Genomic DNA, 25,695 nt, shown 5'->3' on the forward strand with positions numbered 1-25,695 from the left:
ATCCGGCATCAGGAAGCCACCGCGCTATTGCAGCGGTTCCTTCAGCACAGCCGGGACCGGCAGCGGCATCACTTCGATGCCTTCCTCGACCAAGGCACGCGCATCTTCCGGTGTCGTGACACCGCGAATATTGCGCGCGGGCGCTTCGTTGTAGTGAATGCGCCGCGCTTCCTCGGCGAAGCGGTCGCCCACGTTCTCGGTCTTTTCCAGTACCTCGCGCAGTGCACGCATGACATGCGCCTGCATTTCCTCCGCGCCCGCCGGCGCCTTCGTCGCGGTCGCGCCCGACAGATTCAGGCGCGGTGCCGACGGCAAACGGCTCACTTCGTTCGCGCCGCAGATCGGACATTCGACGAGCTTGCGGGACTGCTGCGATTCGAAGTCTTCAGCCGAAGCGAACCAACCTTCGAACCGATGGCCATGCGGACACTGTAAATCGAGGACCTTCATTGGAGTCAGGGCTTGCGTGCCAGTTTAGCGCAAAATCAAAATTTGTGAACGGTCGTTCGTAAAATTGGGAGGGCAATACGTCAGCGCCGGATGTTGCGAACAAATCGGACGCGGTGGGCGATTTTAACGCTTTGCGCCACACGCTGCCGAAGGTGAACCGGCGCGCTAGCCGCATGGCTTCGCTGATTGAGAACCGTGCCCGAAATAGCAAAGCCCCTGCTGGCCATCGACCGGCAGGGGCTTCCTTGCAGCGTATTTCGAATCGGGTATCCGGCTGACGCAACCTAACCTTATACCGCTTCTGGCGCCCCCATCGGCCACGCGCCCGACAGTACTTTCTCGAGCCAGAACGTACCAATGATCGTCTTCACGTCGGTGATCTTGCCCGTGCGCACCCACTCCGACATGTCCTCCACGGTCGCCGTGAAAAGTTCCAGAAACTCGCCCTCGTCGAGCTTGCGTTCGCCCGCCGTCAGACCGCGCGCGATATAGATATCGATGAATTCGGTCGAATACGAAATGATCGGGTGAACACGCGTCAGGTACACGTACTCGCGCGCGGTATAGCCGGTCTCCTCGCGCAATTCGCGCACCGCGCAAGCCAACGCGCCTTCATTCGGGTCAAGCTTGCCCGCCGGATACTCGACCATGACCTTGCCCATCGGATAGCGATACTGGCTTTCGAGCAACACGCGGCCGTCGTCGAATAGCGGAATCACCATGACGGCGCCCGGATGCTGAACGTATTCGCGAGTTGCCTGCTTGCCATCCGGCAAACGGACGGTGTCGCACTTCAACGTCAGAAACGGACCTTGATGGATCGTCTTGCTGTCGACGCAAGTCTCGGCAAGCGCGGCATCATGATTGGGAAGTTCAGCCATATGCGGACCTCAGAACAGCCTGGCGCGCGACGGCGGGACGCCGTCAGCGGCGTTTGACGAGATATTGGAAAGTGAAGCCGGGGAAAGCGAACACGACGAACAGCGCAAACGTGATCGCATAAAACTGCCACCCTTGCTCGAAGCGGTTTCCCGCGCGCGCTTCGAGCAGAAAGCCCAGCATGCCGACTACGAAATACAGCACGATCAATTCGGCAATCCGGATCCAGGCACTTTTCTTCGCCGCTTTCAACGGCACGGCGGCGAAGAGGCGTTGATTCAGAAACGGCAGGTTGGCGCCAACCAGCGCCAACAGCACGATAAACCAGCCCGCAGCGGACATCAGAGCAGCAGCGTGTGCTGGATGGCCTGCAAACAGGCGCGCAACAGCGGATCCGGCACGATACCGAGCACCAGCACCGCCACGCCGTTGAGCGCGAGCAATGCTCGCGTGCTCGTGTCGGCAACGATCGGCGACTTGTCCTGCGGCTCGTCGAAGTACATCAGCTTGACGATACGCAGGTAGTAGAACGCACCGAACAGCGACGTAACCACGGCCAGCACGGTGAGCCAGGTCAGACCGGCGTTCATTGTCGCCTGCAGCACGGCAAGTTTCGCGTAGAAGCCGACTGCCGGCGGAATACCCGCGAGCGAGAACATCATGATCATCATCACGAACGCGAACACCGGGCTGCGCTGGTTGAGACCCTTGAAGTCCTCAAGCGTATCCGCTTCGAAATCGCGGCGCGCGAGCAGCATGATGATGCCGAACGTGCCAAGCGTCGTGATCAGGTAGACGATGCTGTAGAACATCGCCGAACCGTAAGCGCCCGCGGCACCCGTGGTCTTCTGATCGACCACGCCGGCGAGCAGGCCGAGCAGCACGAAGCCCATGTTCGAGATTGCCGAGTACGCGAGCATCCGCTTGACGTTGCGCTGCACGATACCCGTGATGTTGCCGACGATCAGCGACAGCGCCGCCAGGATCACCAGCATCTGCTGCCATTCAACCGCCAGCGGCAGCAGACCCATCACGAGGAAGCGCAGGCCCCACGCGAATGCGGCAACCTTCGGACCGCCGCCGACCGCGAGCGTCATCGCCGTCGGCGCGCCCTGGTACACGTCGGGCACCCACATATGGAACGGCACCGCACCCATCTTGAACGCCACGCCGGCCACGATGAAGATCACGCCGAACAGCAGCACGGTCGGGTCGTAGTGGCTCGTGCCGATCGCCTTGAACACTTCGTTCAGGTCGAGCGAGCCGGTCGCGCCGTACAGCATCGAGATACCGTAGAGCAGGAAGCCGGAAGCCAGCGCGCCGAGCACGTAGTACTTCATCGCCGCTTCGTTCGACGACGCCACTTCGCGGCGCAGCGCGATGACCGCGTACAGCGACAGCGACATCAGTTCCAGGCCGAGGTACAGCGTCAGGAAGTTGTTGCCCGAGATCATCACGATCTGGCCGAGCAGCGAGAACATGCCGAGCAGGAAGAAGTCGCCGCGGTACAGGCTGCGATCATCGAGGTAGCGGCGCGAATAGACGGTCGACACCGTGTAGCCGAGCGACACCACCGCCTTCATCACGTTGGCAAACGGATCGACCACGTACATGTGATCGAAGAAGTAATGCACTTGCGGGTCGAACGCATTCACCGCGAACCAGATCCCGGCGACGAGCGTCGAGAAAACCGCGATGAAATACGTGGTACGGCGACCGGCCTGGCCGACGAACGTGTCGTTGAGCCACGCAATCACAACGGCGAGCATCACCAGTGCGTCGGGCAACAGAGCAGTCATAGGGGCGTTTTGCATGGTCTTTAAATTCCTCCGCTCGTCGTTACTGAGACAACGGCAGCTTCGATTGAGCAACGTGAGAGAGGAGGTTTTCCACGGATACGTGCATCACATCGGTAAAGGGCTTCGGATACAGGCCCATGAACAGCGTCAGTGCGGCGAGCACTGCCAGCATGAAAAATTCACGGCGGTTGATGTCGACGAGACTCTTCACGTGGTCGTTCGCTACCGCGCCGAAGTACACGCGCTTGTACATCCACAGCGTGTAGGCCGCGCCGAGAATCAGCGTGACCGCGGCGCCGGCCGCGATCCAGAAGTTGTACTGGACGGAGGCGAGAATCACCATGAATTCGCCGACGAAACCGGAGGTACCCGGCAGGCCGCAGTTCGCCATCGAGAACAGCATCACGAACGCCGCGAACTTCGGCATCATGTTGACGACGCCGCCGTAGTCGGCGATCTGACGCGAGTGCATACGGTCGTACAGCACGCCGATGCTCAGGAACATCGCGCCCGATACGAAACCGTGCGAGATCATCTGCACGATCGCGCCTTCCGCGCCGAGCTGGTTGAAGATGAAGAAGCCGAGCGTGACAAAACCCATGTGCGCGATCGACGAATACGCAACCAGCTTCTTCATGTCGGCCTGCACCATCGCGACCAGACCGATGTAGATCACCGCGATCAGCGACAGCGTGATGACGACCGGTGCGAGGAAATGGCTCGCGTCAGGCGTGATCGGCAGCGAGAAGCGCAGGAAACCGTACGCACCGAGCTTCAGCATGATCGCGGCCAGCACGACCGAGCCGCCGGTCGGCGCTTCCACGTGCGCGTCCGGCAGCCACGTGTGCACCGGCCACATCGGCACCTTCACCGCGAAGGCCATGAAGAACGCGATAAACAGCAGCACCTGCGGCGTCATCGCGATCTGCGCGTGTTGCCAGGCGGCGAGATCGAACGTGCCGGTTTCGTTGTACAGGTAGATCAGCGCGACCAGCATCAGCAGCGAGCCCATCAGCGTGTACAGGAAGAACTTGAACGCCGCGTACACGCGGTTCGCCCCGCCCCACACGCCGATGATGATGTACATCGGGATCAGCGTCGCTTCGAAGAACACGTAGAACAGCATGCCGTCGGCCGCGCTGAACACGCCGACCATGATGCCCGAGAGAATCAGGAACGCGGCGAGATACTGCCCGACATTCTTCGTAATCACTTCCCACCCGGCGATCACGACGATCACCGTGATCAGCGCGGTCAACACGACGAACCACATCGAAATGCCGTCCACGCCGAGGTGATACGTGATGTGGAAGCGTTCGATCCAGTTCGCCTGTTCGACGAACTGCAGGTCGGCGGTGCTCGAGTCGAAACCGGTGATCAGCGGAATCGTCACGATGAAGCTCAAGACCGAGCCGATCAGCGCGACCCAGCGCGCCGGTGCCGGGTTCTGGTCATTGCCGATCGCGAGGACCAGCAGCCCGAAGAGAATCGGCAACCAGATCGCGATGCTGAGAATCGGATAAGCGTGCATTAGTGTCCCTCGCCTTATTTGCCGCCGAGCGTTACAAACAGGGTCAGGAGCCCCAGCATGCCGATAATCATGGCGAACGCGTAGTGATAGATGTAGCCGGACTGGAGGAAGCGGATCACGCTCGCGAACCAGCCGATAAAGCGCGCGCTGCCGTTGACGATGCCGTCGATCACGACGACGTCGCCTTCCTTCCAGAGACCCCGGCCAATTGCCACCGCGCCCCGTGCAAACACGACTTCGTTGATCTTGTCCATGTAGTACTTGTTATCGAGCAACGTGTAGATCGGACTGAATGTGCGCTTGATGACGGCCGGCAGATCCGGACGGACCAGATACAGGAACCATGCGACCACCACGCCGGCGAGCGCGAGCCACACCGGCAGGCCCGACACCGAGTGCAGGCCCATCGACGCCCAGCCCTGGAACTCTTCGGCCATCTCATGCAGCGCCGGATGGTTCTCGCCGATGTAGATCACCTTGTCGAACGCGACGCCGTGCTGGAAGAAGTCGCCGAACAGCATCGGACCGACACCGATCGCGCCGATCACGATCGACGGAATCGCCAGCAGAACCAGCGGCACCCACACGACCCACGGCGTTTCGTGCGGCTCGTGAGCGTGGTCGTCGTGACCGTGGCCATGGCCGTGGTCATCGTGGCCGTGCGCCTCGTGCCCATGCGATGCGGCTTCCGCGCCCATCGGCGATTCCGGATGCTTCGGACCGCGGAAGCGCTCCTCGCCGTGGAACACCATGAAGTACATGCGGAACGAATACAACGCGGTCACGAACACGCTCGCGACCACCGCGAAATATGCGAAGCCCGAACCCGGCAGATGCGACAGCTTGACCGCGTCGATGATCGAGTCTTTCGAGTAGAAGCCCGAGAAGAACGGCGTGCCGATCAGCGCAAGCGAACCGACCAGCGACGTGATCCACGTGATCGGCATGTACTTGCGCAGGCCGCCCATGTTGCGCATGTCCTGATCGTGGTGCATGCCGATGATGACCGAGCCCGCGCCGAGGAACAGCAGCGCCTTGAAGAACGCGTGCGTCATCAGGTGGAACACGGCGACCGAGTATGCCGATGCGCCGAGCGCGACCGTCATGTAACCGAGCTGCGACAGCGTGGAGTAAGCGACCACGCGCTTGATGTCGTTCTGGACGATGCCGAGGAAACCCATGAACAGCGCGGTAATCGCGCCGATGACCATCACGAACGACAGTGCCGTATCCGACAGTTCGAACAGCGGCGACATGCGCGTGACCATGAAGATACCGGCCGTCACCATGGTTGCCGCGTGGATCAGCGCGGAGATCGGCGTCGGGCCTTCCATCGAATCCGGCAGCCACACGTGCAGCGGGAATTGCGCCGACTTACCCATCGCGCCGATGAACAGGCAGATGCACGCAACCGTCAGCAACCCCCAATCGGTGCCCGGAAAGTTCAGTGCCGCGAGTTCGGTGCGCTTTGCGAAGACTTCGCCGTAGTTCAGCGAACCGGCGAACGCGAACAGCAGGCCGATACCCAGCAGAAAGCCGAAGTCGCCGACGCGGTTCACGATGAACGCCTTCATGTTCGCGTAGATCGCGCTCTCACGTTTGAAGTAGAAGCCGATCAGCAGATACGACACGAGACCCACCGCTTCCCAGCCGAAGAACAGTTGCAGGAAGTTGTTGCTCATCACGAGCATCAACATCGAGAACGTGAACAGCGAGATATACGAGAAGAAGCGCTGGTAGCCGTCGTCGTCGGCCATGTAGCCGATCGTGTAGATGTGAACCATCAGCGACACGAAGTTGACCACGCAGATCATCATCGCGGTCAGCGAGTCGACCAGGAAGCCGACTTCGAGCTGCGTCTTGCCGATCGTCATCCATTGATAAACGGTCGCATTGAAGCTCGCGCCGTCCATCACCTGGAAGAACACCATGACCGACAGGATGAACGAAATCGCGACGCCGAGGATCGTGACCGAATGCGCACCCGCCCGCCCTATCGCCTTGCCGAACAGCCCTGCGACCAGGGAACCGGCGAGCGGTGCCAGCGGAATTGCCAACAGCAGGTTTTCATTGAGTATCGTGGACATAACCGCTTTTCCTGAAATTAACCTTTGAGCTGATCGAGGTCCTCGACATTGATCGTGTCGAGACTACGGAACAGGGTCACCAGAATTGCGAGACCGATCGCCGCTTCGGCTGCCGCAACCGTCAGCACGAAGAAGACGAAAATCTGGCCGTGCACGTCGCCCAGGTAGTGCGAGAACGCGACGAAATTGGTGTTCACCGCGAGCAGCATCAGTTCGATCGCCATCAGGATGATGATGACGTTGCGGCGGTTCAGGAAAATGCCGACGATGCTGATCGCAAACAGGATCGCGCCGAGGACGAGGTAATGAGCAAGGGTCAACATGATTTCTATCTCCTGTCCGCTCAGCTATTTTTAGCAGGTGCCGAGTCGGCAGCCGCTGCTGCTGCCGCAGCCGCGGCTTCTTCCGCCGCGATGGTCGCCGCGCTTTTCTCCGACGGCATCTTCACGACGCGCACACGGTCCTGGGCTCGCACCTTGACCTGCGCGCTGACGTTCTGACGCTTGCTGTCCTTCTTGTGGCTCGTGGTCAACGCGATCGCCGCGATGATCGCGACCAGCAGAATGAGGCCGGCGATTTCGAACGCGAAGATGTAGTTCGTGTAGATGATCTTGCCGATCAGGCGCGTGTTCGACCAGTCGCCCATGCCGTTCGCGACCGCGGTCGTGTCGCGCAGCGCCGTCGAGGTCGCGCCGTAGCCGTGCCACAGGATCAGCGCGGTTTCGATCACGATGATCGCGCCCACCGCCGTGGCCATCGGCACGAAGCGTTTGAAGTCCTTGCGCAGCACGTCGAGATTGATGTCCAGCATCATCACGACGAACAGGAACAGCACCATCACCGCGCCGACGTAGACCAGCACCAGCAGGATCGCGAGGAATTCGGCCTCCAGCAGCATCCAGATCGCGGCTGCGTTGAAGAACGCCAGCACCAGAAACAGTGCGGACGACACCGGGTTGCGCGAGGTGATCACCTTCAGCCCTGAGACAACCAGGAGCAGCGCGAAGATGTAGAACAGTACGGTCGTGAATTCCATGATTACCGGTTCATCGTTAGGCCATCGTCAGGCATTGTTCTTTGGCACGCGTGGTTAGCAAAAGCGGGCGAAACCGCCAGAACCGCCGCACAGGTGCGCCGTGCCGCGGCGTGAAGGCCGCGGCCCTCGGCCCGACAGCAGGCCGTGTTACTGCTTTTACTGCCGCGATTACTGCATCAGCGAAAACGAAAACAGCGCTTCAACGATACGGTGCGTCGGCTGCCTTGTTGGCGGCGATTTCCGCTTCGTAGCGGTCACCGACGGCCAGCAGCATTTCCTTCGTGAAGTACAGGTCGCCGCGCTTCTCGCCGTGATACTCGAGAATGTGCGTCTCGACGATCGAGTCGACCGGGCAGCTTTCTTCGCAGAAACCGCAGAAGATGCACTTGGTCAGGTCGATGTCGTAGCGCGTCGTACGGCGCGTGTTGTCCGCGCGCGTTTCCGATTCGATCGTGATGGCGAGCGCCGGGCACACCGCTTCGCACAGCTTGCACGCGATGCAGCGCTCTTCGCCATTCTCATAGCGGCGCAGCGCATGCAGACCGCGAAAACGCGGCGAGATCGGGGTCTTTTCTTCCGGGAACTGCACGGTGACCTTACGCTGGAACGTGTAGCGTCCGGTCAGCGCGAGGCCTTTCAGCAGCTCCGTGAGGAAGAAAGTCTTGAAGAAGTTTTGGATTGCGGTCATAGGTTCGTCCGCCCTTTATTTCCAGATGTTCAACGGCGACATGATCCAGAAGCCGACCACCACGAGCCACACCACGCAGACCGGAATGAACACCTTCCAGCCGAGACGCATGATCTGGTCATAGCGGTAGCGCGGGAACGTCGCACGCGCCCAGATGAACACCGACAACAGGAAGAAAACCTTGGCGACGAGCCAGACGATGCCCGGGATAAACGACAGGAAGCCGAACGGTGCGCTCCAGCCGCCAAGGAACAGTGTTGCAGCCAATGCCGAAATCACGATCATGTTGATGTACTCGGCGAGGAAGAACAGCGCGAACGCCATACCCGAGTAATCGATCATGTGGCCCGCGACGATTTCCGACTCCCCTTCCACCACGTCGAACGGGTGCCGGTTCGTTTCGGCGATGCCCGAGATGAAGTACACGACGAACATCGGCAGGAGCGGCAGCCAGTTCCACGACAGGAAGTTCAGGCCGTGCGACGCGAAGAAGCCATGCTCCTGCGAACCGACGATGCCCGACAGGTTCAGCGTACCGGCCGTCATCAGCACGACGACGAGTGCGAAGCCCATCGAGATTTCGTACGACACCATCTGCGCGGCGGCGCGCATCGCGCCGAGGAACGCGTACTTCGAGTTCGACGCCCAGCCGGCCAGAATCACGCCGTACACGCCGATCGACGAAATCGCCATCGCATACAGCAGACCCGCGTTGATGTCGCCGAGCACCGCGCCGGCCTGGAACGGAATCACCGCCCACACCGCGAACGCCGGCACCACGACCATTACCGGCGCAACCATGTAAACCCAGCGGCTTGCCTGCGCCGGCTGGATCACTTCCTTCAGCAGCAACTTCAGCACGTCGGCGATAGGCTGCAGCAGACCGGCCGGACCCACGCGGTTCGGGCCGAGACGCACGTGCATCCAGCCGATCAGCTTACGCTCCCACAGGATCAGGTAAGCGACGCACAGCAGGATCACGACGGCCACCACCAGGATGCGCACGAGCGCCCACACCGTGGGCCATGCCACACCGAGAAGCTGGGTGCCGCCCGAGTTGATCGTATCGAACAAGCTCATTTACGCCTTCTCCACCACCAGTTCACCGAACAGGCTGCCCAGCGCCGCACCGGCAGGCGTAGCCGCCGATACGCGGACGACCGTCTCCGCAAGATTCGCGTCGCGCACGGCCGGCAACTGCACCGCTTGCTCGCCCTGACGAACGCGCACCGCGTCGCCTTCTTTCAAACCCAGTTTGTCGAACAATGCGGCCGGCAGACCGACCGAGTTCGCCGCACGGGCCGCCGCGGTCAGATGCAGCGACTCCGCGCGACGCACGAGTGCGTCGGCGTGATAGATCGGCACGTTCGCGAGACGCTCGAATTTGCCTTCCGCCGCCTTCGCGGCGTTGCCTCGCGTCACTGCGACGCCCGTGAGATTCGACAGGCGCGAGCCCAGTTCACCGTCGCCCAACGCGGCCGTGCGCACTTCTTCGACCGTGTCGTATTCGAAGCCCGACGCGTCGAGCAGGCTGCCCAGAACGCGCAGGACCTTCCATGCCGGCCGCGTGTCGCCGAGCGGACGCACCACGCCGTTGAAGGACTGCGCCGTGCCTTCGGCGTTGACGAACGTACCACCCGTTTCGGTGTACGGCGCGATCGGCAGCAGCACGTCGGCGTAGTCGGCGCCCGTCTGGAACGGCGACATCACGACGACCATCTCGGCCTGCTTCAGCGCGGCAAGCGCCTGCGCCGGATTGGCCGTGTCGAATTCCGGTTCGAGGTTCAGCAGCAGATAACCCTTGCGCGGTTGTTCGAACACTTCGCGCGCATTCAGGCCGCCTTCGCCCGGCAGCGCGTTCACGAGATGCGCGCCGACCGTGTTGGCCGCTTCGGTGAGGAAACCGAGCGTCGCGCCGGTTGCTTCGGCGATCCATTGCGCCGCGGCGTGGATCGCCGCGAAATCCGGGTGACGGACCGCTTCGTTGCCGAGCAGCACGAGGCGGCGCTCACCGGTGGCGAGCGAGTTCGCGATCTGCTTGTGCGCGTCCGTCGGCTGCGTGCCGGCGAACGCTTCCGGCAGCGCGACGCTCTTCGCTTCGCCAACCGCGCCGGCGATGCCCGCGAGCGCATCGAGCCATGCAGACGGCGCCGCGACCACGCGTTGTGCCTGCGGGATCAGCGCATCGTCGCTGGTAGCCTGAATGAGGGTGAGCTTCGAGCCGCCGCGCGCGGCCTGGCGCAGACGCGCGGCGAACAGCGGATGATCGCGGCGCAGATCCGAGCCGATCACGAGCGCCGCGTCGGCGTTCGACAGATCGGCGATCGCGGTACCAAGCCACGGCGCGCCGCTCACGGGCGCCGAGAAATCCGACTGGCGCAGACGGAAGTCCACGTTCGGCGTGCCGACCGCTTGCGCGATCTGCTTGAGCAGGAACAGTTCCTCGACCGTGCTGTGTGCGCTGGCAAGCGCCGCGAGCGCATTCGCGCCGTGATCGCCCTTGATACCCTTCAAACCCTTGACCACGTAATCGAGCGCGGTCTGCCAGTCGGTTTCGACCCACTGGCCGCCTTGCTTGAGCATCGGCCGGGTCAACCGCTCGGGGCTGTTGAGGCCCTCGTACGAGAAGCGGTCCTTGTCCGAAATCCAGCACTCGTTGACGGACTCGTTTTCGAACGGCAGAACACGCATCACGCGGTTGTTCTTCACCTGCACCACGAGATTCGCGCCGACGGAATCATGCGGGCTCACCGACTTGCGACGCGACAGCTCCCACGTCCGGGCGCTGTAGCGGAACGGCTTGCTGGTCAGCGCGCCGACCGGGCACAGGTCGATCATGTTGCCCGACAGTTCGGAGTCGACCGTCTTGCCGACGAACGACGTGATTTCCGAATGCTCGCCGCGGCCCAGCATGCCGAGTTCCATCACGCCGGCGATTTCCTGACCGAAACGAACGCAACGCGTGCAGTGAATGCAACGCGACATTTCTTCCATCGAGATCAGCGGGCCGACGTTCTTGTGGAACACCACGCGCTTTTCTTCGCTATAGCGCGACGACGACTTGCCGTAACCCACGGCCAGATCCTGCAACTGACATTCGCCGCCCTGGTCGCAGATCGGGCAATCGAGCGGATGGTTGATCAGCAGGAATTCCATCACGGATTGCTGGCCCTTCACCGCCTTGTCCGACTTGGTGCGCACGATCATGCCGGCCGACACCGGCGTCGCACACGCGGGCACGGCCTTCGGCATCTTCTCGACATCGACCAGACACATCCGGCAGTTGGCCGCAATCGACAGCTTCTTGTGATAGCAGAAGTGAGGAATGTACGTGTCGACCTTATGCGCAGCCTGGATCACCATGCTGCCTTCAGGCACCTCGACTTTCTTGCCGTCTATTTCCAGTTCAACCATGATGGTCAATCTTCCTTAACCTGTTACCGCTCAATCGTTCGCCTCTTCATCGCCGCTTCAGGCAATGAATCCTGCGGTTGAGGTGTTCGTCCGGTAGTTATCCGTCAGCCTGACCCGGGCAGCCACTTCAGGCAGCCACGGTTTCAGACGCCGCCGCCGTGCCGGCATGACCGCCGACGAGGCAATGCTTGTGGGCGACGTGATATTCGAATTCGTCCCAGTAGTGCTTGAGCATGCCGCGAACCGGCATGGCCGCCGCATCGCCGAGCGCGCAGATCGTGCGACCCATGATGTTTTCCGCGACCGAGTTCAGCAGATCCAGATCTTCCGGACGGCCGAGCCCATGCTCGATACGATGCACGACGCGATACAGCCAACCCGTACCTTCACGGCAAGGCGTGCATTGACCGCACGACTCTTCGTAATAGAAGTACGACAGACGCAGCAGCGAGCGCACCATGCAGCGCGTCTCGTCCATCACGATCACCGCGCCCGAACCGAGCATCGAACCGGCTTTCGCGATCGAGTCGTAATCCATGTCGGTCTGCATCATGATGTCGCCCGGAATCACCGGCGCCGACGAACCGCCCGGAATCACGGCCTTGATCTTCTTGCCGCCGCGCATGCCGCCGGCGAGTTCCATCAGCGTCGCGAACGGCGTGCCGAGCGGAATTTCGTAGTTGCCCGGACGCTCGACGTCGCCCGCCACCGAGAAAATCTTCGTGCCGCCGTTGTTCGGCTTGCCGATTTCGAGGTAATTCTGCGGACCGATCGCGAGCAGGAACGGCACAGCCGCGAACGTTTCGGTGTTGTTGATCGTAGTCGGCTTGCCGTACACGCCGAAGCTCGCCGGGAACGGCGGCTTGAAGCGCGGCTGGCCCTTCTTGCCTTCGATCGACTCGAGCAGCGCGGTTTCTTCGCCGCAGATATAGGCGCCATAACCGTGGTGCGCGTGAAGCTGGAACGAGAAGCCCGAGCCCATGATGTTGTCGCCGAGGAACCCGGCACGGCGCGCTTCCTCCAACGCTTCTTCGAAGCGCTTATAGACTTCCCAGATCTCGCCGTGGATATAGTTGTAGCCGACCGTGATGCCCATCGCGTACGCGCCGATCGCCATACCCTCGATCAGCGAATGCGGATTGAAGCGCAGGATGTCGCGGTCCTTGAACGTGCCCGGTTCGCCTTCGTCCGAATTGCAGACCAGGTACTTCTGGCCCGGAAACTGACGCGGCATGAAGCTCCACTTCAGACCGGTCGGGAAGCCCGCGCCGCCACGGCCGCGCAGACCCGACGCCTTGACGTCAGCGATCACCTGCTCCGGCGGAATCTTCTCTTCCAGGATGCGGCGTAGCTGGGCGTAACCGCCGCGCGCCACGTAATCTTCGAGATGCCAGTTGTCGCCGTTCAGGCCGGCGAGAATCAGCGGTTTGATGTGACGATCGTGTAAAGACGTCATTTCGAAAGTTCCTCGAGCAGCTGGTCGATCTTCTCGCGGCTCATGAAGCTGCACATGCGATGGTTGTTCACCAGCATCACCGGCGCATCGCCGCACGACCCCATGCACTCACCTTCTTTCAGGGTGAACTTGCCGTCGGGCGTGGTTTCGCCGAAGTCGATGCCGAGCTTCTGCTTCAGATATTCAGCGGCGCTGTCGGAACCGCCGTCCGGGCCGAGCTGGCACGGCAGGTTCGTGCAGAGCGTGATCTTGTATTTGCCGACCGGCGAGGTCTCGTACATCGTGTAGAAGGTCGCCACCTCCTGCACGGCGATTGCCGGCATGCCGAGATAATCCGCGACGAACTGCATGAGTTCGGGCGACAGCCAGCCATGCTCGGCCTGAGCAGTGGCCAGCGCCGACATCACGGCGGACTGTTTCTGATCGGCGGGGTACTTCGCGATCGCACGATCGATTTCTTTCAGGCCTTCAGCTGAGATCATTTTCAGACACGACTCTTTCAATTCCTACCGAACGAAAACCTGTCGCTCACGTCATACTGCGACAGACCCGGCGTTCCCTTGCTTGACGCGCATGCCGGTGCGATAACCGGAGACGCGCGCCGGTGAATACGTCCTAGCGATCCACTTCGCCGAACACGATGTCCTGCGTGCCGATGATCGTCACGGCGTCGGCGATCATGTGGCCACGCGCCATTTCATCGAGGGCGGACAGGTGCGCATAGCCCGGTGCGCGGATCTTCAGGCGATACGGCTTGTTGGCGCCGTCCGAGATCAGATAGATACCGAACTCGCCCTTCGGATGTTCGACGGCGGCGTATGCTTCGCCTTCGGGCACATGGAAGCCTTCGGTGAACAGCTTGAAGTGGTGGATCAGATCTTCCATGTTCGACTTCATGCCGACGCGCGACGGCGGCGCAACCTTGTGATTGTCGATCATCACAGGGCCCGGATTCTTGCGCAGCCATTCAATACACTGTTTTGCGATCCGCGTGGATTGGCGCATTTCCTCGACACGCACCAGATAGCGGTCATAGCAGTCGCCGTTCACGCCGACCGGAATGTCGAAATCGAGCTTGTCGTAGACTTCATATGGCTGCTTCTTGCGCAGATCCCACTCGATGCCCGAGCCACGCAGCATCGCGCCGGTCATACCGAGTTGCAACGCACGCTCCGGACTGACCACGCCGATACCGACCAGACGCTGCTTCCAGATCCGGTTGTCGGTGAGCAGCGTTTCGTATTCGTCGACACACTTCGGAAAGCGCGTGAAGAAATCGTCGATGAAGTCGAGCAGCGAACCTTGGCGGGTCTCGTTCATCTTCGACAACGCCTTCGCATTTCGAATCTTCGAAGCCTTGTACTGCGGCATCGCGTCAGGCAGATCGCGATAGACGCCACCCGGACGATAGTAAGCCGCGTGCATCCGCGCGCCCGACACCGCTTCGTACACGTCCATCAGGTCTTCGCGTTCGCGGAACGCGTAGAGGAACACCGCCATCGCGCCAACGTCGAGCGCGTGCGCGCCGATCCACATCAGGTGGTTCAGCACGCGCGTGACTTCGTCGAACAGCACGCGGATATATTGCGCGCGCACCGGCACGTCGATGCCGAGCAGCTTTTCGATCGCGAGTACATAGCCGTGCTCGTTGACCATCATCGACACATAGTCGAGACGGTCCATGTACGGCACGGATTGAATGAACGTCTTGTTTTCGGCGAGCTTTTCAGTCGCGCGATGCAGCAGGCCGATGTGCGGATCGGCGCGCTGGATGACTTCGCCGTCGAGTTCGAGCACGAGACGCAGCACACCGTGCGCTGCCGGGTGCTGTGGGCCGAAGTTGAGCGTGTAGTTCTTGATCTCTGCCATGACGTTCTCTTAGTGTTTCAGACCACCATAGCGATCCTCGCGGATCACGCGCGGCGTGATTTCCCGCGGCTCGATCGTCACCGGCTGATAGACGACGCGCTTCTCTTCCGGGTCGTAACGCATTTCGACGTAGCCGGAGATCGGGAAATCCTTACGGAACGGATGACCGATGAAACCATAGTCGGTCAGAATGCGGCGCAGGTCCGGATGGCCTTCGAAGACGATGCCGTACAGGTCGAATGCTTCGCGCTCGTACCAGTTGACCGAATTCCAGATTTCGACAACGGACGGCACGATCGGCATGTCGTCGTCCGGCGCGAACACGCGCAGACGCAGACGCCAGTTGTTCTGCACCGACAGCAGATGCAGCACGGCCGCGAAACGCGGGCCATCGTAGGCGCCGTCCGCATAGGTTTGATAGTCGACGCCGCACAGATCGACGCACTGCTCGAAACCGAGCGAGCGGTCGTCACGCAGACGTTTTGCCACGTTGAGGTAGTCGCCTGCCTTGACGACGATCGTCAATTCACCGACCGATTCGGTCACGCTCGACAGGAGGCCGCCAAAGGCCACCTCGAGGTTCGCTTTCAGGGTCTCGAGTTTGCTTGCCATATTGTGGGGGAAGGCGTTGGCCTTATTGACGGGCGATGGTGTTGGTGCGGCGAATCTTGGCTTGCAACTGGATTACGCCGTACACCAGTGCTTCCGCTGTAGGCGGGCAGCCTGGCACGTAAACATCGACCGGGACGATCCGGTCGCAGCCGCGCACCACCGAGTAGGAGTAGTGGTAATAGCCGCCGCCGTTCGCGCACGAGCCCATCGAAATCACCCAGCGCGGCTCGGCCATCTGGTCGTAGACCTTGCGCAGAGCCGGTGCCATCTTGTTGCACAGCGTGCCGGCGACGATCATCACGTCCGACTGACGCGGACTCGGACGAAACACCACGCCGAAACGGTCGAGGTCGTAACGGGCGGCGCCCGCATGCATCATCTCGACCGCGCAGCACGCAAGACCGAACGTCATCGGCCACAACGAGCCGGTGCGCGTCCAGTTGATCAGTTTGTCTGCCGTAGTGGTGACAAACCCTTCCTTCAAGACCCCTTCGATACTCATTTGCTTTCCACTCCAGACGGGGCGGCAAGCCAGGCCACCCACGCAAACCGGCGATTAATCCATCATTCCCAGTCGAGGCCGCCCTTCTTCCAGATATAGGCGAAGCCAAGCAGGAACTCGAGCAGGAAAATCATCATTGCCATGAAGCCAGCCCAGCCGATGTCGCGCAGGGCCACGCCCCACGGAAACAGGAATGCCGTTTCAAGGTCGAAAATAATGAAGAGAATGGCGACGAGGTAGTAGCGCACGTCGAACTTCATGCGCGCATCTTCGAATGCTTCGAAGCCGCACTCGTACGGTGCGTTTTTCTCGGTATCGGGCTTGTTGGGACCGAGGATCTTGCCAATACTGACCAGTGCTACGCCTAAACCGGTGCCCACGATAAGAAACAACAAAACGGGGAAATAGGCTGCGAGGTTCAAGACAATCCTCAATCGGTTGGTTCTGAGTGCCGTCAGGAGCATAGCACTCCTGACGCGAAATCACTTCGTCAGCGCACATGACCGCAAGCCCAACGCAAGCCGCGCGCCAGAAGCGAAAATGCCAGCCGAAGCGAAGCAAACGGCTGGCATTTAGATAACATTTGGTGCCGACGGCGAGACTCGAACTCGCACAGCTTTCGCCACTACCCCCTCAAGATAGCGTGTCTACCAATTTCACCACGTCGGCACTATATGCAATCCGGGAAAACAACTTTTAAAACCCGCGAATCGCTTCAAGACTTGAATTGTAACTTGTCTAAACAGATTGTTCAACGCACAAAAGCACGTCGAACGAAAATTTATTTCGGCACGCCAGTAGCCGGAACCGACGCGGGCGATGCCGGTGCCGCTGCAACAGGAGCCGAACCAGCAGTCGGTGCGGAAACCGCCGCAGGTGCAGCAACCGGCGCGGTCACCGCCGCACCCAGCACGCCCGCGGAAGGCTTCGCCCGATATGCGCCAAGGTAAGTGAGCGCCAGCGTCGTAACGAAAAACAATGCCGCGAGTACCGCGGTCGTACGCGACAGGAAGTTGGCCGAGCCAGTCGCGCCGAACAGACTACCCGATGCACCGCTGCCGAAAGCCGCGCCCATATCGGCGCCTTTACCGTGTTGCAGCAAAACGAGTCCGATGACCCCAAGTGCCGACAACAACTGAACGACGATAATCAATGTTTTAAAGTACAGCATCACACTCACCTGAGTCTTTATTTAACCGCGCCGCACACAGCGTGTTGCACGAAATGGAGTCATCCTCGCCGAGACGCTCTGCTTAACCGGCGACGTTCGTTGCCGCCGCCTTGCAGATCGCCAGGAAATCCTGATCTTTCAACGACGCACCACCGATCAGGCCGCCGTCGATATCGGGCTGACGGAACAATTCTTCTGCGTTTTCCGGCTTGACACTGCCGCCGTACAGCAGCGGCACGTCCGCGACCGCGTCGCCCTTTGCCGCGAGGCACGCGCGCAGAAATGCGTGCACGGCTTGCGCCTGCTGCGCCGTCGCGCTCTTGCCGGTGCCAATTGCCCACACCGGCTCATATGCGACAACGAGACGGGCCGCTTCCTGCGCCGACAGTTTCGCCAGCACTTCATCCAGTTGCGCGCCGACCACCTGTTCGGTCGAACCGGCCTCGCGCTCTTCCAACGTTTCGCCGACGCAGACAATCGGTGTCAACCCCGCTTCCAGCGCGCGCTGGGTTTTCACCCCGACCAGTTCGGCGCTCTCGCGATGATACGCACGACGCTCCGAGTGTCCGACGATCGCGAGCGTCGCGCCGAAATCCGTCACCATCGGCGCAGCCACTTCACCGGTATAGGCGCCCTGCGTGAACGCGGAAACGTCCTGCACGCCCCACACGACCCGGCTGCCTTCCAGCAACGACTGCGCCTGCGCGAGATAGAGGCTCGGCACGCATACGCCGACGCACAGGTCGGCCGGCAATTCATCAGAGCCTTGCGCCACCGCCTTCAATAGCGGGGCATTCGCGGCGAGCCGCCCGTGCATCTTCCAGTTACCGACTACCAGTTTGGCTCGTTGTTGTTTCGACATCGTCTAGTGTTGTCCTGTCTTGCCAGCGAACTTCGCTCGCGAATCGCCGCCGCTTGCGACGGGCTATTTCCAGACGCACGCAGTCCGCTTGTCGGATTTATCCGGCGCGCGCAAAACGCGCAATTTTACTGCCTGGGGTGGATCGGGTCAAACCGATGGTGTCAAGCGTCCTGACCCCAAGCCAGCACGATCTTGCCGACGTGCGTGCTGCTTTCCATCAGCGCATGCGCCTCGGCGGCCTGCGCGGCCGGGAACACGCAATGCACGACCGGCTTGATGCGACCAGCCTCGAGATGCGGCCACACATGCTCCTTCAGTTGCGCGGCGATCTGCGCCTTGAATTCGATCGGCCGCGGACGCAGCGTCGAACCGGTCACCGTCAGACGGCGGCGCAATACCTCGTTCAGATTCAGCTCCGCCTTCGCGCCGCCAAGCAACGCGATCAGCACGATGCGACCGCCATCGGCCAGCGCCGAAAGTTCGCGCGGCACGTAGTTGCCCGCCACCATGTCGAGGATCACGTCGACACCCCGATCGTTGGTCAGCGACTTGATCACCTCGACGAAATCTTCGCTCTTGTAGTTGATCGCCCGCTCGGCGCCAAGCGCCTCGCATGCGCGGCATTTTTCGTCCGACCCCGCGGTCGCGAACACGCGAAAACCGAGCGCGTGCGCAATCTGGATCGCCGTCACGCCGATGCCGCTCGAGCCGCCCTGCACCAGCAGCGTTTCGTTCGGGCCACCCTCGCCTTTGCCGAGCTGCGCGCGATCGAACACGTTGCTCCACACCGTGAAAAAGGTCTCGGGCAGTGAAGCCGCCTCCACATCCGACAGACCGGCCGGCACCGGCAGGCATTGCAGCAGCGGCACGGCCGCATATTCCGCATAGCCTCCGCCCGCCAGCAGCGCGCACACGCGGTCGCCGATTTTCAGGCCGAACGGGTTGCTCTTCGCGTCGATCGTACCGCCGACGATCTCGCCCGCCACTTCGAGCCCCGGCAGATCCGACGCCCCCGGCGGCGGCGCATAACCGCCCTTGCGCTGAAACACGTCCGGACGATTGATGCCGGATGCCGCCACCTTGATCAGCACCTCGCCGGCCTTGGGCTGCGGCATCGGCCGCTCCGCCAGCTTGAGGACTTCAGGCGCGCCAAATTCGGTGATTTCGATCGCTTTCATCTGAGTCAACTCCAAGATTGGATTGCGTTGCCGTTCGAATCCGCAACGCAATCCATCCTGCATGAAAAACGGCCGGCGCGCTTGCACGCTGCCGGCCGTTGTTTTCTACCGCCTTACTGCGGCGTCGGTTCGCCTTGCGGCGCGTCGTTCAGCAGTGCCTTCGCCGACAGACGCACGCGACCCTTCTCGTCCGTCTGGATGACCTTGACCTTCACCTGCTGGCCATCCTTCAGATAGTCGTTGATGTCCTTGATGCGCTCGTTGGCGATCTCGGAGATATGCAGCAAACCGTCCTTGCCCGGCAGGATGTTCACGATCGCGCCGAAATCGAGCAGCTTGAGCACGGTGCCTTCGTACACCTGGCCCACCTCGACTTCCAGCGTGATGTTCTCGATGCGCTTCTTCGCTTCGGCCATCCCTTCGCTGCTCGTGCTCGCGATCGTGACGACGCCGTCGTCCGAGATATCGATCGTCGTGCCGGTTTCCTCGGTCAGCGCGCGGATCACCGAGCCGCCCTTGCCGATCACGTCGCGGATCTTTTCCGGGTTGATCTTGATCGTGATCATGCGCGGTGCGAACTCCGACAGTTGCGTGTTCGCGCCGGACACCGCCGAGGTCATCTTGCCGAGGATGTGCATGCGGCCTTCCTTCGCCTGCGCGAGCGCGACCTGCATGATTTCCTTCGTGATGCCCTGGATCTTGATGTCCATCTGCAGCGCGGTCACGCCCTGTTCGGTACCCGCGACCTTGAAGTCCATGTCGCCCAGGTGATCTTCGTCGCCGAGGATGTCGGTCAGCACCGCGAAGCGGTTGCCTTCGAGGATCAGGCCCATCGCGATGCCGGCGACGTGTGCCTTCATCGGCACGCCGGCGTCCATCAGCGCGAGGCAGCCGCCACACACCGAAGCCATCGACGACGAACCGTTCGATTCGGTGATTTCCGACACCACGCGGATCGAGTAGCCGAATTCGTCGGCGCTCGGCAGGCACGCGACGAGCGCGCGCTTCGCGAGCCGGCCGTGACCGATTTCACGGCGCTTCGGCGAACCGACGCGGCCCGTTTCGCCGGTCGCGAACGGCGGCATGTTGTAGTGGAGCATGAAGCGCTCACGGTACTCGCCTTCAAGCGCGTCGATGTTCTGCTCGTCGCCCTTCGTGCCGAGCGTCGCGACCACCAGCGCCTGGGTTTCGCCTCGCGTGAACAGCGCCGAGCCGTGAGTACGCGGCAGCACGCCGGTGCGGATTTCGATCGGGCGCACGGTACGCGTGTCGCGGCCGTCGATACGCGGTTCGCCGTTCAGGATCTGCGTACGGACGATCTTCGCTTCGATGTCGAACAGCACGTTGCCGACGGTAGCCTTGTCGGCCGCCGTGGTACCGGCTGCGGCCGCGTCTTCCTCGAGCTTCGCCGAGGTCGCCGCGTAGACTTCCTTCAGCCTGGTCGAACGCGCCTGCTTGTCGCGGATCTGGTAAGCCGCGAGCAGATCGGCTTGCGCGAGTTCCGTCACGCGCGCGATCAGCGCTTCGTTCTTTGCCGCCGGCTGCCAGTCCCACTCGGCCTTGCCGCCTTCGCGGACCAGTTCGTGGATCGCGTCGATCGCGATCTGCATCTGCTCATGACCGAACACGACGGCGCCGAGCATCACTTCCTCGCTCAGTTGCTGCGCTTCCGATTCGACCATCAGCACCGCGCGCTCCGTACCGGCGACGACGAGATCGAGCGCCGATTCCTTCATCTGCGGACGCGTCGGGTTCAGCACGTATTCGTTGTTGATGTATGCCACGCGTGCCGCGCCGACCGGACCGTTGAAGGGCAGGCCGGACACCGCGAGCGCCGCCGACGCGCCGATCAGCGCGGGAATGTCGGCGGGAATTTCCGGATTCAGCGACAGGACGTGGATCACGACCTGCACCTCGTTGTAGAAGCCTTCCGGGAAGAGCGGACGCAGCGGACGATCGATCAGGCGCGAGATCAGCGTTTCGCCTTCGGACGGACGGCCTTCGCGGCGGAAGAAGCCACCCGGGATCTTGCCGGCTGCGTAGGTCTTTTCGATGTAATCGACGGTAAGCGGGAAGAAGTCCTGGCCCGGCTTCGCGGTCTTCGCGCCGACCACGGTGGCGAGCACCACGGTGTCTTCGACGTCGACGATCACCGCGCCGCTCGCCTGGCGAGCGATTTCGCCGGTTTCGAGGCGGACGTTATGCTGCCCCCACTTAAATTCCTTGACGATCTTGTTGAACATAGTCATTGCTTTTCCTCATCGTAATGCCGCGCGGACCGAAGCGGCGCGGCAACGCCGGAGCCGGCGCCGCATGGGAAGAGTCGTGTTATGCCATTCCAGAGAACCACGCGCCACATCGAGTACGCGCGAACCGCTGGAATGACACAAAACTCCGCCCTGAAGCCCGGCCATGTTTCTGTTGCTGCTTTCTATACTGCTTTTTCTGCTACGGGTGATACGCGTTGCCTGTCTACGCCGCGCGAACCGATCCACGCCGCGGATCACAGGCGGCGCGCATCACATGAAGCGCGCCGCGCAAAAACAAAATGCCTGTATCAGCGATAACTGACACAGGCATCTTGCTGAACGACTGGCCGATTACTTACGCAGACCCAGCTTCTCGATCAGGCTGCGGTAACGATCCGCGTCCTTACCCTTGAGGTAGTCAAGCAGCTTGCGGCGGCGGCTCACCATGCGCAGCAGACCGCGGCGGCTGTGGTGGTCCTTCGTGTGCTCCTTGAAGTGAGCGGTCAGTTCGTTGATGCGGGTCGTGAGCAGCGCGACCTGAACTTCGGGGGAACCGGTGTCGTTCGCTGCGCGTGCGAATTGCGCGACGACTTCGGACTTCTTGCTGGTTTCAACTGCGGACATGACAATTTCCTTGATAACTGGACAGGCGGTCACGGAAGAAAGGCCGTGCCGTGGAATACCCGTTGTTTTTCACATTTGCTGCGCCCCGCTTCCGGCAGAGTTTCCGGTAGAACCAGAACCCTCCCCCAGAACGGGACGCGTATTGTAGCACAGCCCGTTTCGGCAGCGAACCCTTGGCTGGCGCGATGGATCGGGCGTCGCACGGCAACCTTCAGTGGCGCCTTGAGGTGTTATGGGCGGCTGCTCCTGTCCGCCCCCAGACCGGCGGCTATCAAGGGCGCCGCATCCGGCAAACGGTCGGCAAAATCGTGCGCTCGGGCGCTAGGGCCAGCACCGTGCGAAATCCGTAGCCGGAGCCTTCGTTGTCGAAATGCACGCCCGGCGTGCCGGCCTTCTCCATCTCCATCACGTAAAGTGGCTGGATCAACTGATGGTCGTCGGCGCGCATCCATGACGCGTGAAAGCCGTTGTCGAAGCGAATGCCCTCGAGCGCTTTCGCGACCGCCGTCGGATCGGCGCTGCCCGCGCGGTTCATCGCGGCCGCGAGTGTTTCGATCATCAGCGGCATGCGCAACACCGGGTAGTCGTCCTGCGCGGCCGGAAAGCGCGCGCGGAACGCGGCATACCAGGCGTCGGAAGCCGCGCCGCCCACGTTCGGATGCCAGTCGGCGACCGCGATCACATGACCGACGCCCGCGTCGCCCAGCGCGGCGGGCGCGCCGAGGCTGTTGCCATAGAACGTGTAGAACTTCGTGTCGAGCCCCTGCTCGCGGGCCGCCTTGACGAGCAGCGTCAGATCGTTGCCCCAGTTGCCGGTGATCACCGCGTCCGCGCCGCTCGCACGAATCTTCGCGATATAGGGCGCGAAGTCCTTCACGCGGCCGACAGGATGAAACTCATCGCCGACCACCACGATGTCCGGGCGCTTGTCCGCCAGCGTCGAGCGCGCGAGGCTGCTGACATCGTGACCGAAGCTGTAATCCTGGTTCAGCAGATAGACCTTCTTCACGCCCTTGTCGCGCTGGATCACGTCGGCGAGCGCCGCCATGCGCATGCCCGCATGGGCGTCGAAACGGAAGTGCCAGAAGCTGCAGTTCGCATTGGTGAGCGCGGGGTCGTCGGCGGAATAGTTGAGGAACAGTTCACGATTGTCCGGCTCGCGGCTGTTCTGCTTGTCGATCGCGCCGATCAGCGCGGCGGCGACCGCCGAGCTGTTGCCCTGCAGGATGTAGCCGATGTGACGATCGGCGGCCGCGCGCAATTGCGTGAGTGCTTCCTCGGTGCTGCCCTTGCTGTCCAGCACGACGAGTTCGAACGGATGCGCGCCATCCGCGAGCTTCACGCCGCCGTGCGCATTCACCTGCTCGACGCCGAAGCGCAGATTGCGCTCGACCGCCGCGCCCGCGTTCGCGAACGGGCCGGACATGCCTTCGATCAAGGCGAGCTGGATTGGCGCGCCGGCGGGTTTGCTGGCGGGCCGGCCGGCCGGGCTCGCCGCCGGAGCCACGCCCGCTCCCGCCGCCATCGAAATCGCCGTCAGCGCAACCGCCGCCGTCCGTTGCCACCTCGCCATCATGACCATCCCGCCTGGAATCTTCGAAGCGCGGATCATAGGACGCCACGCACGGAATAGGCAAGCCGGCGCATCCGTTACCGTTCCGAGGCGACGCGCATTCACGAAGCGCAGTTCTTTTGCCGCAGCGCGTGTCAAAATGATGCGTCTCGATGATAAAAACCGCTATTCAAACGCCATCGGAGGAATACATGCTGAACCGCCACCACCGCACGGCGGCCTCTATCGCGGCACCAGCCGGCGCGGGTCTGCGCCGCGCCGCGCTGATTGGGCTGAGCGTGCTCGCGCTCGCCGGCTGCGCGCAGCCGTGGCAGCAATATCAACAGGGAGCGGATGCATCGACGATCGTCGCGCGCCTTGGGCCACCGCGCGAAACCTATGACCTGCCCAACGGTGGCAAGCGTCTGATGTGGCCGACCCAGCCGATGGGCGAAACCACCACCGCCGCCGACATCGACGCGGCCGGCAAGATCGTCAATGTGCGCCAGGTACTGCAGCCCAACGAGTTCTATCGCGCCGAAATCGGCAAATGGACGCGCGGCGACGTGCTGGTGAACTTCGGCCGCCCTGTCGAAACCTCGTACTTCCCGTTGATGAAGCGCGAAGTCTGGACCTATCGCTATCTCGAAGACAACGTCTGGTACATGCTGTACAGCTTCTACTTCGACGATCAGGGCATTCTGCGGCTCACGCAGAAGACCCCCGACCCGCTGCACGACCCCGATCGCCGCAGCCTGTTTTGAGCACTGGGCGCCCTTTTCGGGACGCAGTGCCAAAAGTCTCATAAAACCGCCTTCGATAGGCGGTTTTTTTATTTCTTTAGCATAAAAACGAATTTTATCCTGTCTGCGTCAACCATTCGTCCAAAGAAAGGTTATTGTAAACATCGTTCAGGTACCGGCCTGCGATCGATCGCACGGCCGCTGTCGCAGTCCGGTGCCGGGTCAATTGCCTTTCTTACGGAGCCGCTACGATGAACCGCCCCAAACATCTGCTGGTCGCCAACGTCGCGTGGGCGCATGAAACCGCGACGCGCAATCCGGCATTTTTTCGCGACCTCGTGCGCGGACAGAATCCGCACGTTCTATGGATCGGCTGCTCGGACAGCCGGGTGCCCGCCGAAACCATCACGCATTGCGAGCCCGGCGATCTGTTCGTCCATCGCAACATCGCGAACCTCTTTCACTCCGGCGACGACAACGTCGCGAGCGTCCTCGAATACGCGGTGCGGGTGCTCGAGGTCGGCCATGTGATCGTCTGCGGCCACTACGGCTGCGGCGGTGTGCGCGCCGCCCTGCTGGCGCCCGATCCCGCGTTGCCTCATGTGAACCGGCGTATCGCGCCACTGTGCGCACTCGCGAAAACGCACCGCGCGGAACTGGACGGCGCGGCGACCGAGGCCGGTCGCGTCAACCGCCTGGCCGAGCTGAACGTGCTCGAACAGGTGCGCCAGCTACGGGCGAGCCCGATCGTGCGCGAGGCCGCTCCGGCGCCGCTCGTGCACGGCTGGATCTTTGCGCTCGACGACGGGCGCATCAAGGTTCTCACCTCAGGCTATGCCGCCGACGATGCGATGACCTGCACGACCGCCGCGCATAGCGCGGCCTAGCAACGCGCGTTGCACCCCCGCCGCGTTCGAACCGCGGCCGCGGCCGACAGCGGAATCGCCGTCGAGCCGCGCCTGTTCGTCGCCCGTCGCCCTACCTCTGGCTTTT

At 61.9% G+C, this 25,695-nt stretch carries 25 protein-coding genes and 1 tRNA gene; 2 read left to right on the top strand and 24 right to left on the bottom strand.

Going from position 1 to position 25,695, the window contains the following annotated elements; translation table 11 throughout:
• Positions 1 to 24: 24 nt before the first annotated feature.
• The 24 genes from QM685_RS28340 to QM685_RS28455 form a co-directional block, all read right to left on the bottom strand.
• The gene (locus tag QM685_RS28340; protein ID WP_415121692.1) at positions 25 to 450 is read right to left on the bottom strand and encodes a DUF1178 family protein; all 426 of its coding nucleotides are present in this window, start codon (positions 448 to 450) and stop codon (positions 25 to 27) included.
• A 290-nt stretch (positions 451 to 740) separates the two neighbouring features.
• A complete protein-coding gene (locus QM685_RS28345) occupies positions 741 to 1,331 on the bottom strand; it encodes an NUDIX domain-containing protein (protein WP_415121694.1) in 591 nt (196 codons plus the stop codon).
• Positions 1,332 to 1,374: 43 nt separating this feature from the next.
• Entirely contained in the window at positions 1,375 to 1,671 is a 297-nt protein-coding gene (locus tag QM685_RS28350; RefSeq protein WP_415121696.1) for a DUF2818 family protein, read from the bottom strand.
• Positions 1,671 to 3,143: an NADH-quinone oxidoreductase subunit NuoN gene (gene nuoN, locus QM685_RS28355; RefSeq protein WP_415121698.1), complete on the bottom strand. Its 1,473-nt coding sequence runs from the start codon at positions 3,141 to 3,143 to the stop codon at positions 1,671 to 1,673. The genes QM685_RS28350 and nuoN overlap by 1 nt, the downstream gene beginning before the upstream one ends.
• A gap of 25 nt (positions 3,144 to 3,168) precedes the next feature.
• Entirely contained in the window at positions 3,169 to 4,659 is a 1,491-nt protein-coding gene (locus QM685_RS28360) for an NADH-quinone oxidoreductase subunit M (RefSeq protein ID WP_415121700.1), read from the bottom strand.
• 14 nt (positions 4,660 to 4,673) lie between these two features.
• A complete protein-coding gene (nuoL, locus tag QM685_RS28365) occupies positions 4,674 to 6,746 on the bottom strand; it encodes an NADH-quinone oxidoreductase subunit L (RefSeq protein ID WP_415121702.1) in 2,073 nt (690 codons plus the stop codon).
• 17 nt (positions 6,747 to 6,763) lie between these two features.
• Positions 6,764 to 7,069 carry an NADH-quinone oxidoreductase subunit NuoK gene (gene nuoK, locus QM685_RS28370; RefSeq protein WP_006052894.1) on the bottom strand — a complete coding sequence of 102 codons (306 nt, stop codon included), beginning with the start codon at positions 7,067 to 7,069 and terminating at the stop codon, positions 6,764 to 6,766.
• Positions 7,070 to 7,089: 20 nt separating this feature from the next.
• Positions 7,090 to 7,782 (bottom strand): NADH-quinone oxidoreductase subunit J, encoded by a 693-nt coding sequence (locus tag QM685_RS28375; RefSeq protein WP_415121705.1) that lies wholly within the window; start codon positions 7,780 to 7,782, stop codon positions 7,090 to 7,092.
• Between the two features lie 199 nt (positions 7,783 to 7,981).
• Entirely contained in the window at positions 7,982 to 8,470 is a 489-nt protein-coding gene (gene nuoI / locus QM685_RS28380; protein WP_018431494.1) for an NADH-quinone oxidoreductase subunit NuoI, read from the bottom strand.
• Between the two features lie 15 nt (positions 8,471 to 8,485).
• Positions 8,486 to 9,550 (bottom strand): NADH-quinone oxidoreductase subunit NuoH, encoded by a 1,065-nt coding sequence (nuoH, locus tag QM685_RS28385; RefSeq protein WP_415121707.1) that lies wholly within the window; start codon positions 9,548 to 9,550, stop codon positions 8,486 to 8,488.
• Complete coding sequence (gene nuoG / locus QM685_RS28390; protein WP_415121709.1) at positions 9,551 to 11,884, bottom strand: NADH-quinone oxidoreductase subunit NuoG; 2,334 nt, start codon at positions 11,882 to 11,884, stop codon at positions 9,551 to 9,553.
• Between the two features lie 127 nt (positions 11,885 to 12,011).
• Positions 12,012 to 13,340, bottom strand: a complete 1,329-nt coding sequence (gene nuoF, locus QM685_RS28395; protein ID WP_415121711.1) for an NADH-quinone oxidoreductase subunit NuoF — start codon at positions 13,338 to 13,340, stop codon at positions 12,012 to 12,014.
• On the bottom strand, positions 13,337 to 13,822 hold the full coding sequence (gene nuoE, locus QM685_RS28400) for an NADH-quinone oxidoreductase subunit NuoE (RefSeq protein ID WP_415121713.1): 486 nt from the start codon (positions 13,820 to 13,822) through the stop codon (positions 13,337 to 13,339). The genes nuoF and nuoE overlap by 4 nt, the downstream gene beginning before the upstream one ends.
• A 133-nt stretch (positions 13,823 to 13,955) precedes the next feature.
• Positions 13,956 to 15,209, bottom strand: a complete 1,254-nt coding sequence (locus QM685_RS28405) for an NADH-quinone oxidoreductase subunit D (RefSeq protein WP_415121715.1) — start codon at positions 15,207 to 15,209, stop codon at positions 13,956 to 13,958.
• Positions 15,210 to 15,218: 9 nt separating this feature from the next.
• Positions 15,219 to 15,821, bottom strand: coding sequence for an NADH-quinone oxidoreductase subunit C (locus tag QM685_RS28410; protein WP_415121717.1), 603 nt, complete (start codon positions 15,819 to 15,821; stop codon positions 15,219 to 15,221).
• 22 nt (positions 15,822 to 15,843) lie between these two features.
• Positions 15,844 to 16,323, bottom strand: coding sequence for a NuoB/complex I 20 kDa subunit family protein (locus QM685_RS28415; RefSeq protein WP_006052903.1), 480 nt, complete (start codon positions 16,321 to 16,323; stop codon positions 15,844 to 15,846).
• Positions 16,324 to 16,385: 62 nt separating this feature from the next.
• Entirely contained in the window at positions 16,386 to 16,745 is a 360-nt protein-coding gene (locus QM685_RS28420) for an NADH-quinone oxidoreductase subunit A (RefSeq protein WP_075296569.1), read from the bottom strand.
• 162 nt (positions 16,746 to 16,907) lie between these two features.
• Positions 16,908 to 16,992: transfer RNA gene (locus QM685_RS28425), tRNA-Leu, on the bottom strand.
• 112 nt (positions 16,993 to 17,104) lie between these two features.
• A complete protein-coding gene (gene secG, locus QM685_RS28430; protein ID WP_415121854.1) occupies positions 17,105 to 17,494 on the bottom strand; it encodes a preprotein translocase subunit SecG in 390 nt (129 codons plus the stop codon).
• A gap of 82 nt (positions 17,495 to 17,576) precedes the next feature.
• Positions 17,577 to 18,356: a triose-phosphate isomerase gene (gene tpiA / locus QM685_RS28435; protein ID WP_415121722.1), complete on the bottom strand. Its 780-nt coding sequence runs from the start codon at positions 18,354 to 18,356 to the stop codon at positions 17,577 to 17,579.
• Positions 18,357 to 18,517: 161 nt separating this feature from the next.
• Positions 18,518 to 19,534: an NAD(P)H-quinone oxidoreductase gene (locus tag QM685_RS28440; RefSeq protein WP_415121724.1), complete on the bottom strand. Its 1,017-nt coding sequence runs from the start codon at positions 19,532 to 19,534 to the stop codon at positions 18,518 to 18,520.
• A gap of 113 nt (positions 19,535 to 19,647) precedes the next feature.
• Entirely contained in the window at positions 19,648 to 21,783 is a 2,136-nt protein-coding gene (pnp, locus tag QM685_RS28445; RefSeq protein WP_415121726.1) for a polyribonucleotide nucleotidyltransferase, read from the bottom strand.
• A gap of 351 nt (positions 21,784 to 22,134) precedes the next feature.
• On the bottom strand, positions 22,135 to 22,407 hold the full coding sequence (gene rpsO, locus QM685_RS28450; protein ID WP_233829111.1) for a 30S ribosomal protein S15: 273 nt from the start codon (positions 22,405 to 22,407) through the stop codon (positions 22,135 to 22,137).
• 271 nt (positions 22,408 to 22,678) lie between these two features.
• A complete protein-coding gene (locus tag QM685_RS28455) occupies positions 22,679 to 23,983 on the bottom strand; it encodes a branched-chain amino acid ABC transporter substrate-binding protein (RefSeq protein ID WP_415121728.1) in 1,305 nt (434 codons plus the stop codon).
• A gap of 188 nt (positions 23,984 to 24,171) precedes the next feature.
• On the opposite strand from QM685_RS28455, the gene QM685_RS28460 reads away from it, so the two are divergent.
• Together QM685_RS28460 and QM685_RS28465 are read left to right on the top strand one after the other, a co-directional pair.
• Positions 24,172 to 24,723, top strand: coding sequence for a hypothetical protein (locus QM685_RS28460; RefSeq protein WP_415121730.1), 552 nt, complete (start codon positions 24,172 to 24,174; stop codon positions 24,721 to 24,723).
• Between the two features lie 230 nt (positions 24,724 to 24,953).
• Complete coding sequence (locus tag QM685_RS28465; RefSeq protein WP_415121732.1) at positions 24,954 to 25,589, top strand: carbonic anhydrase; 636 nt, start codon at positions 24,954 to 24,956, stop codon at positions 25,587 to 25,589.
• Positions 25,590 to 25,695: the final 106 nt, after the last annotated feature.

Source organism: Paraburkholderia sp. (assembly GCF_047605525.1).
In the GTDB taxonomy this organism is placed as follows: Bacteria; Pseudomonadota; Gammaproteobacteria; order Burkholderiales; family Burkholderiaceae; genus Paraburkholderia.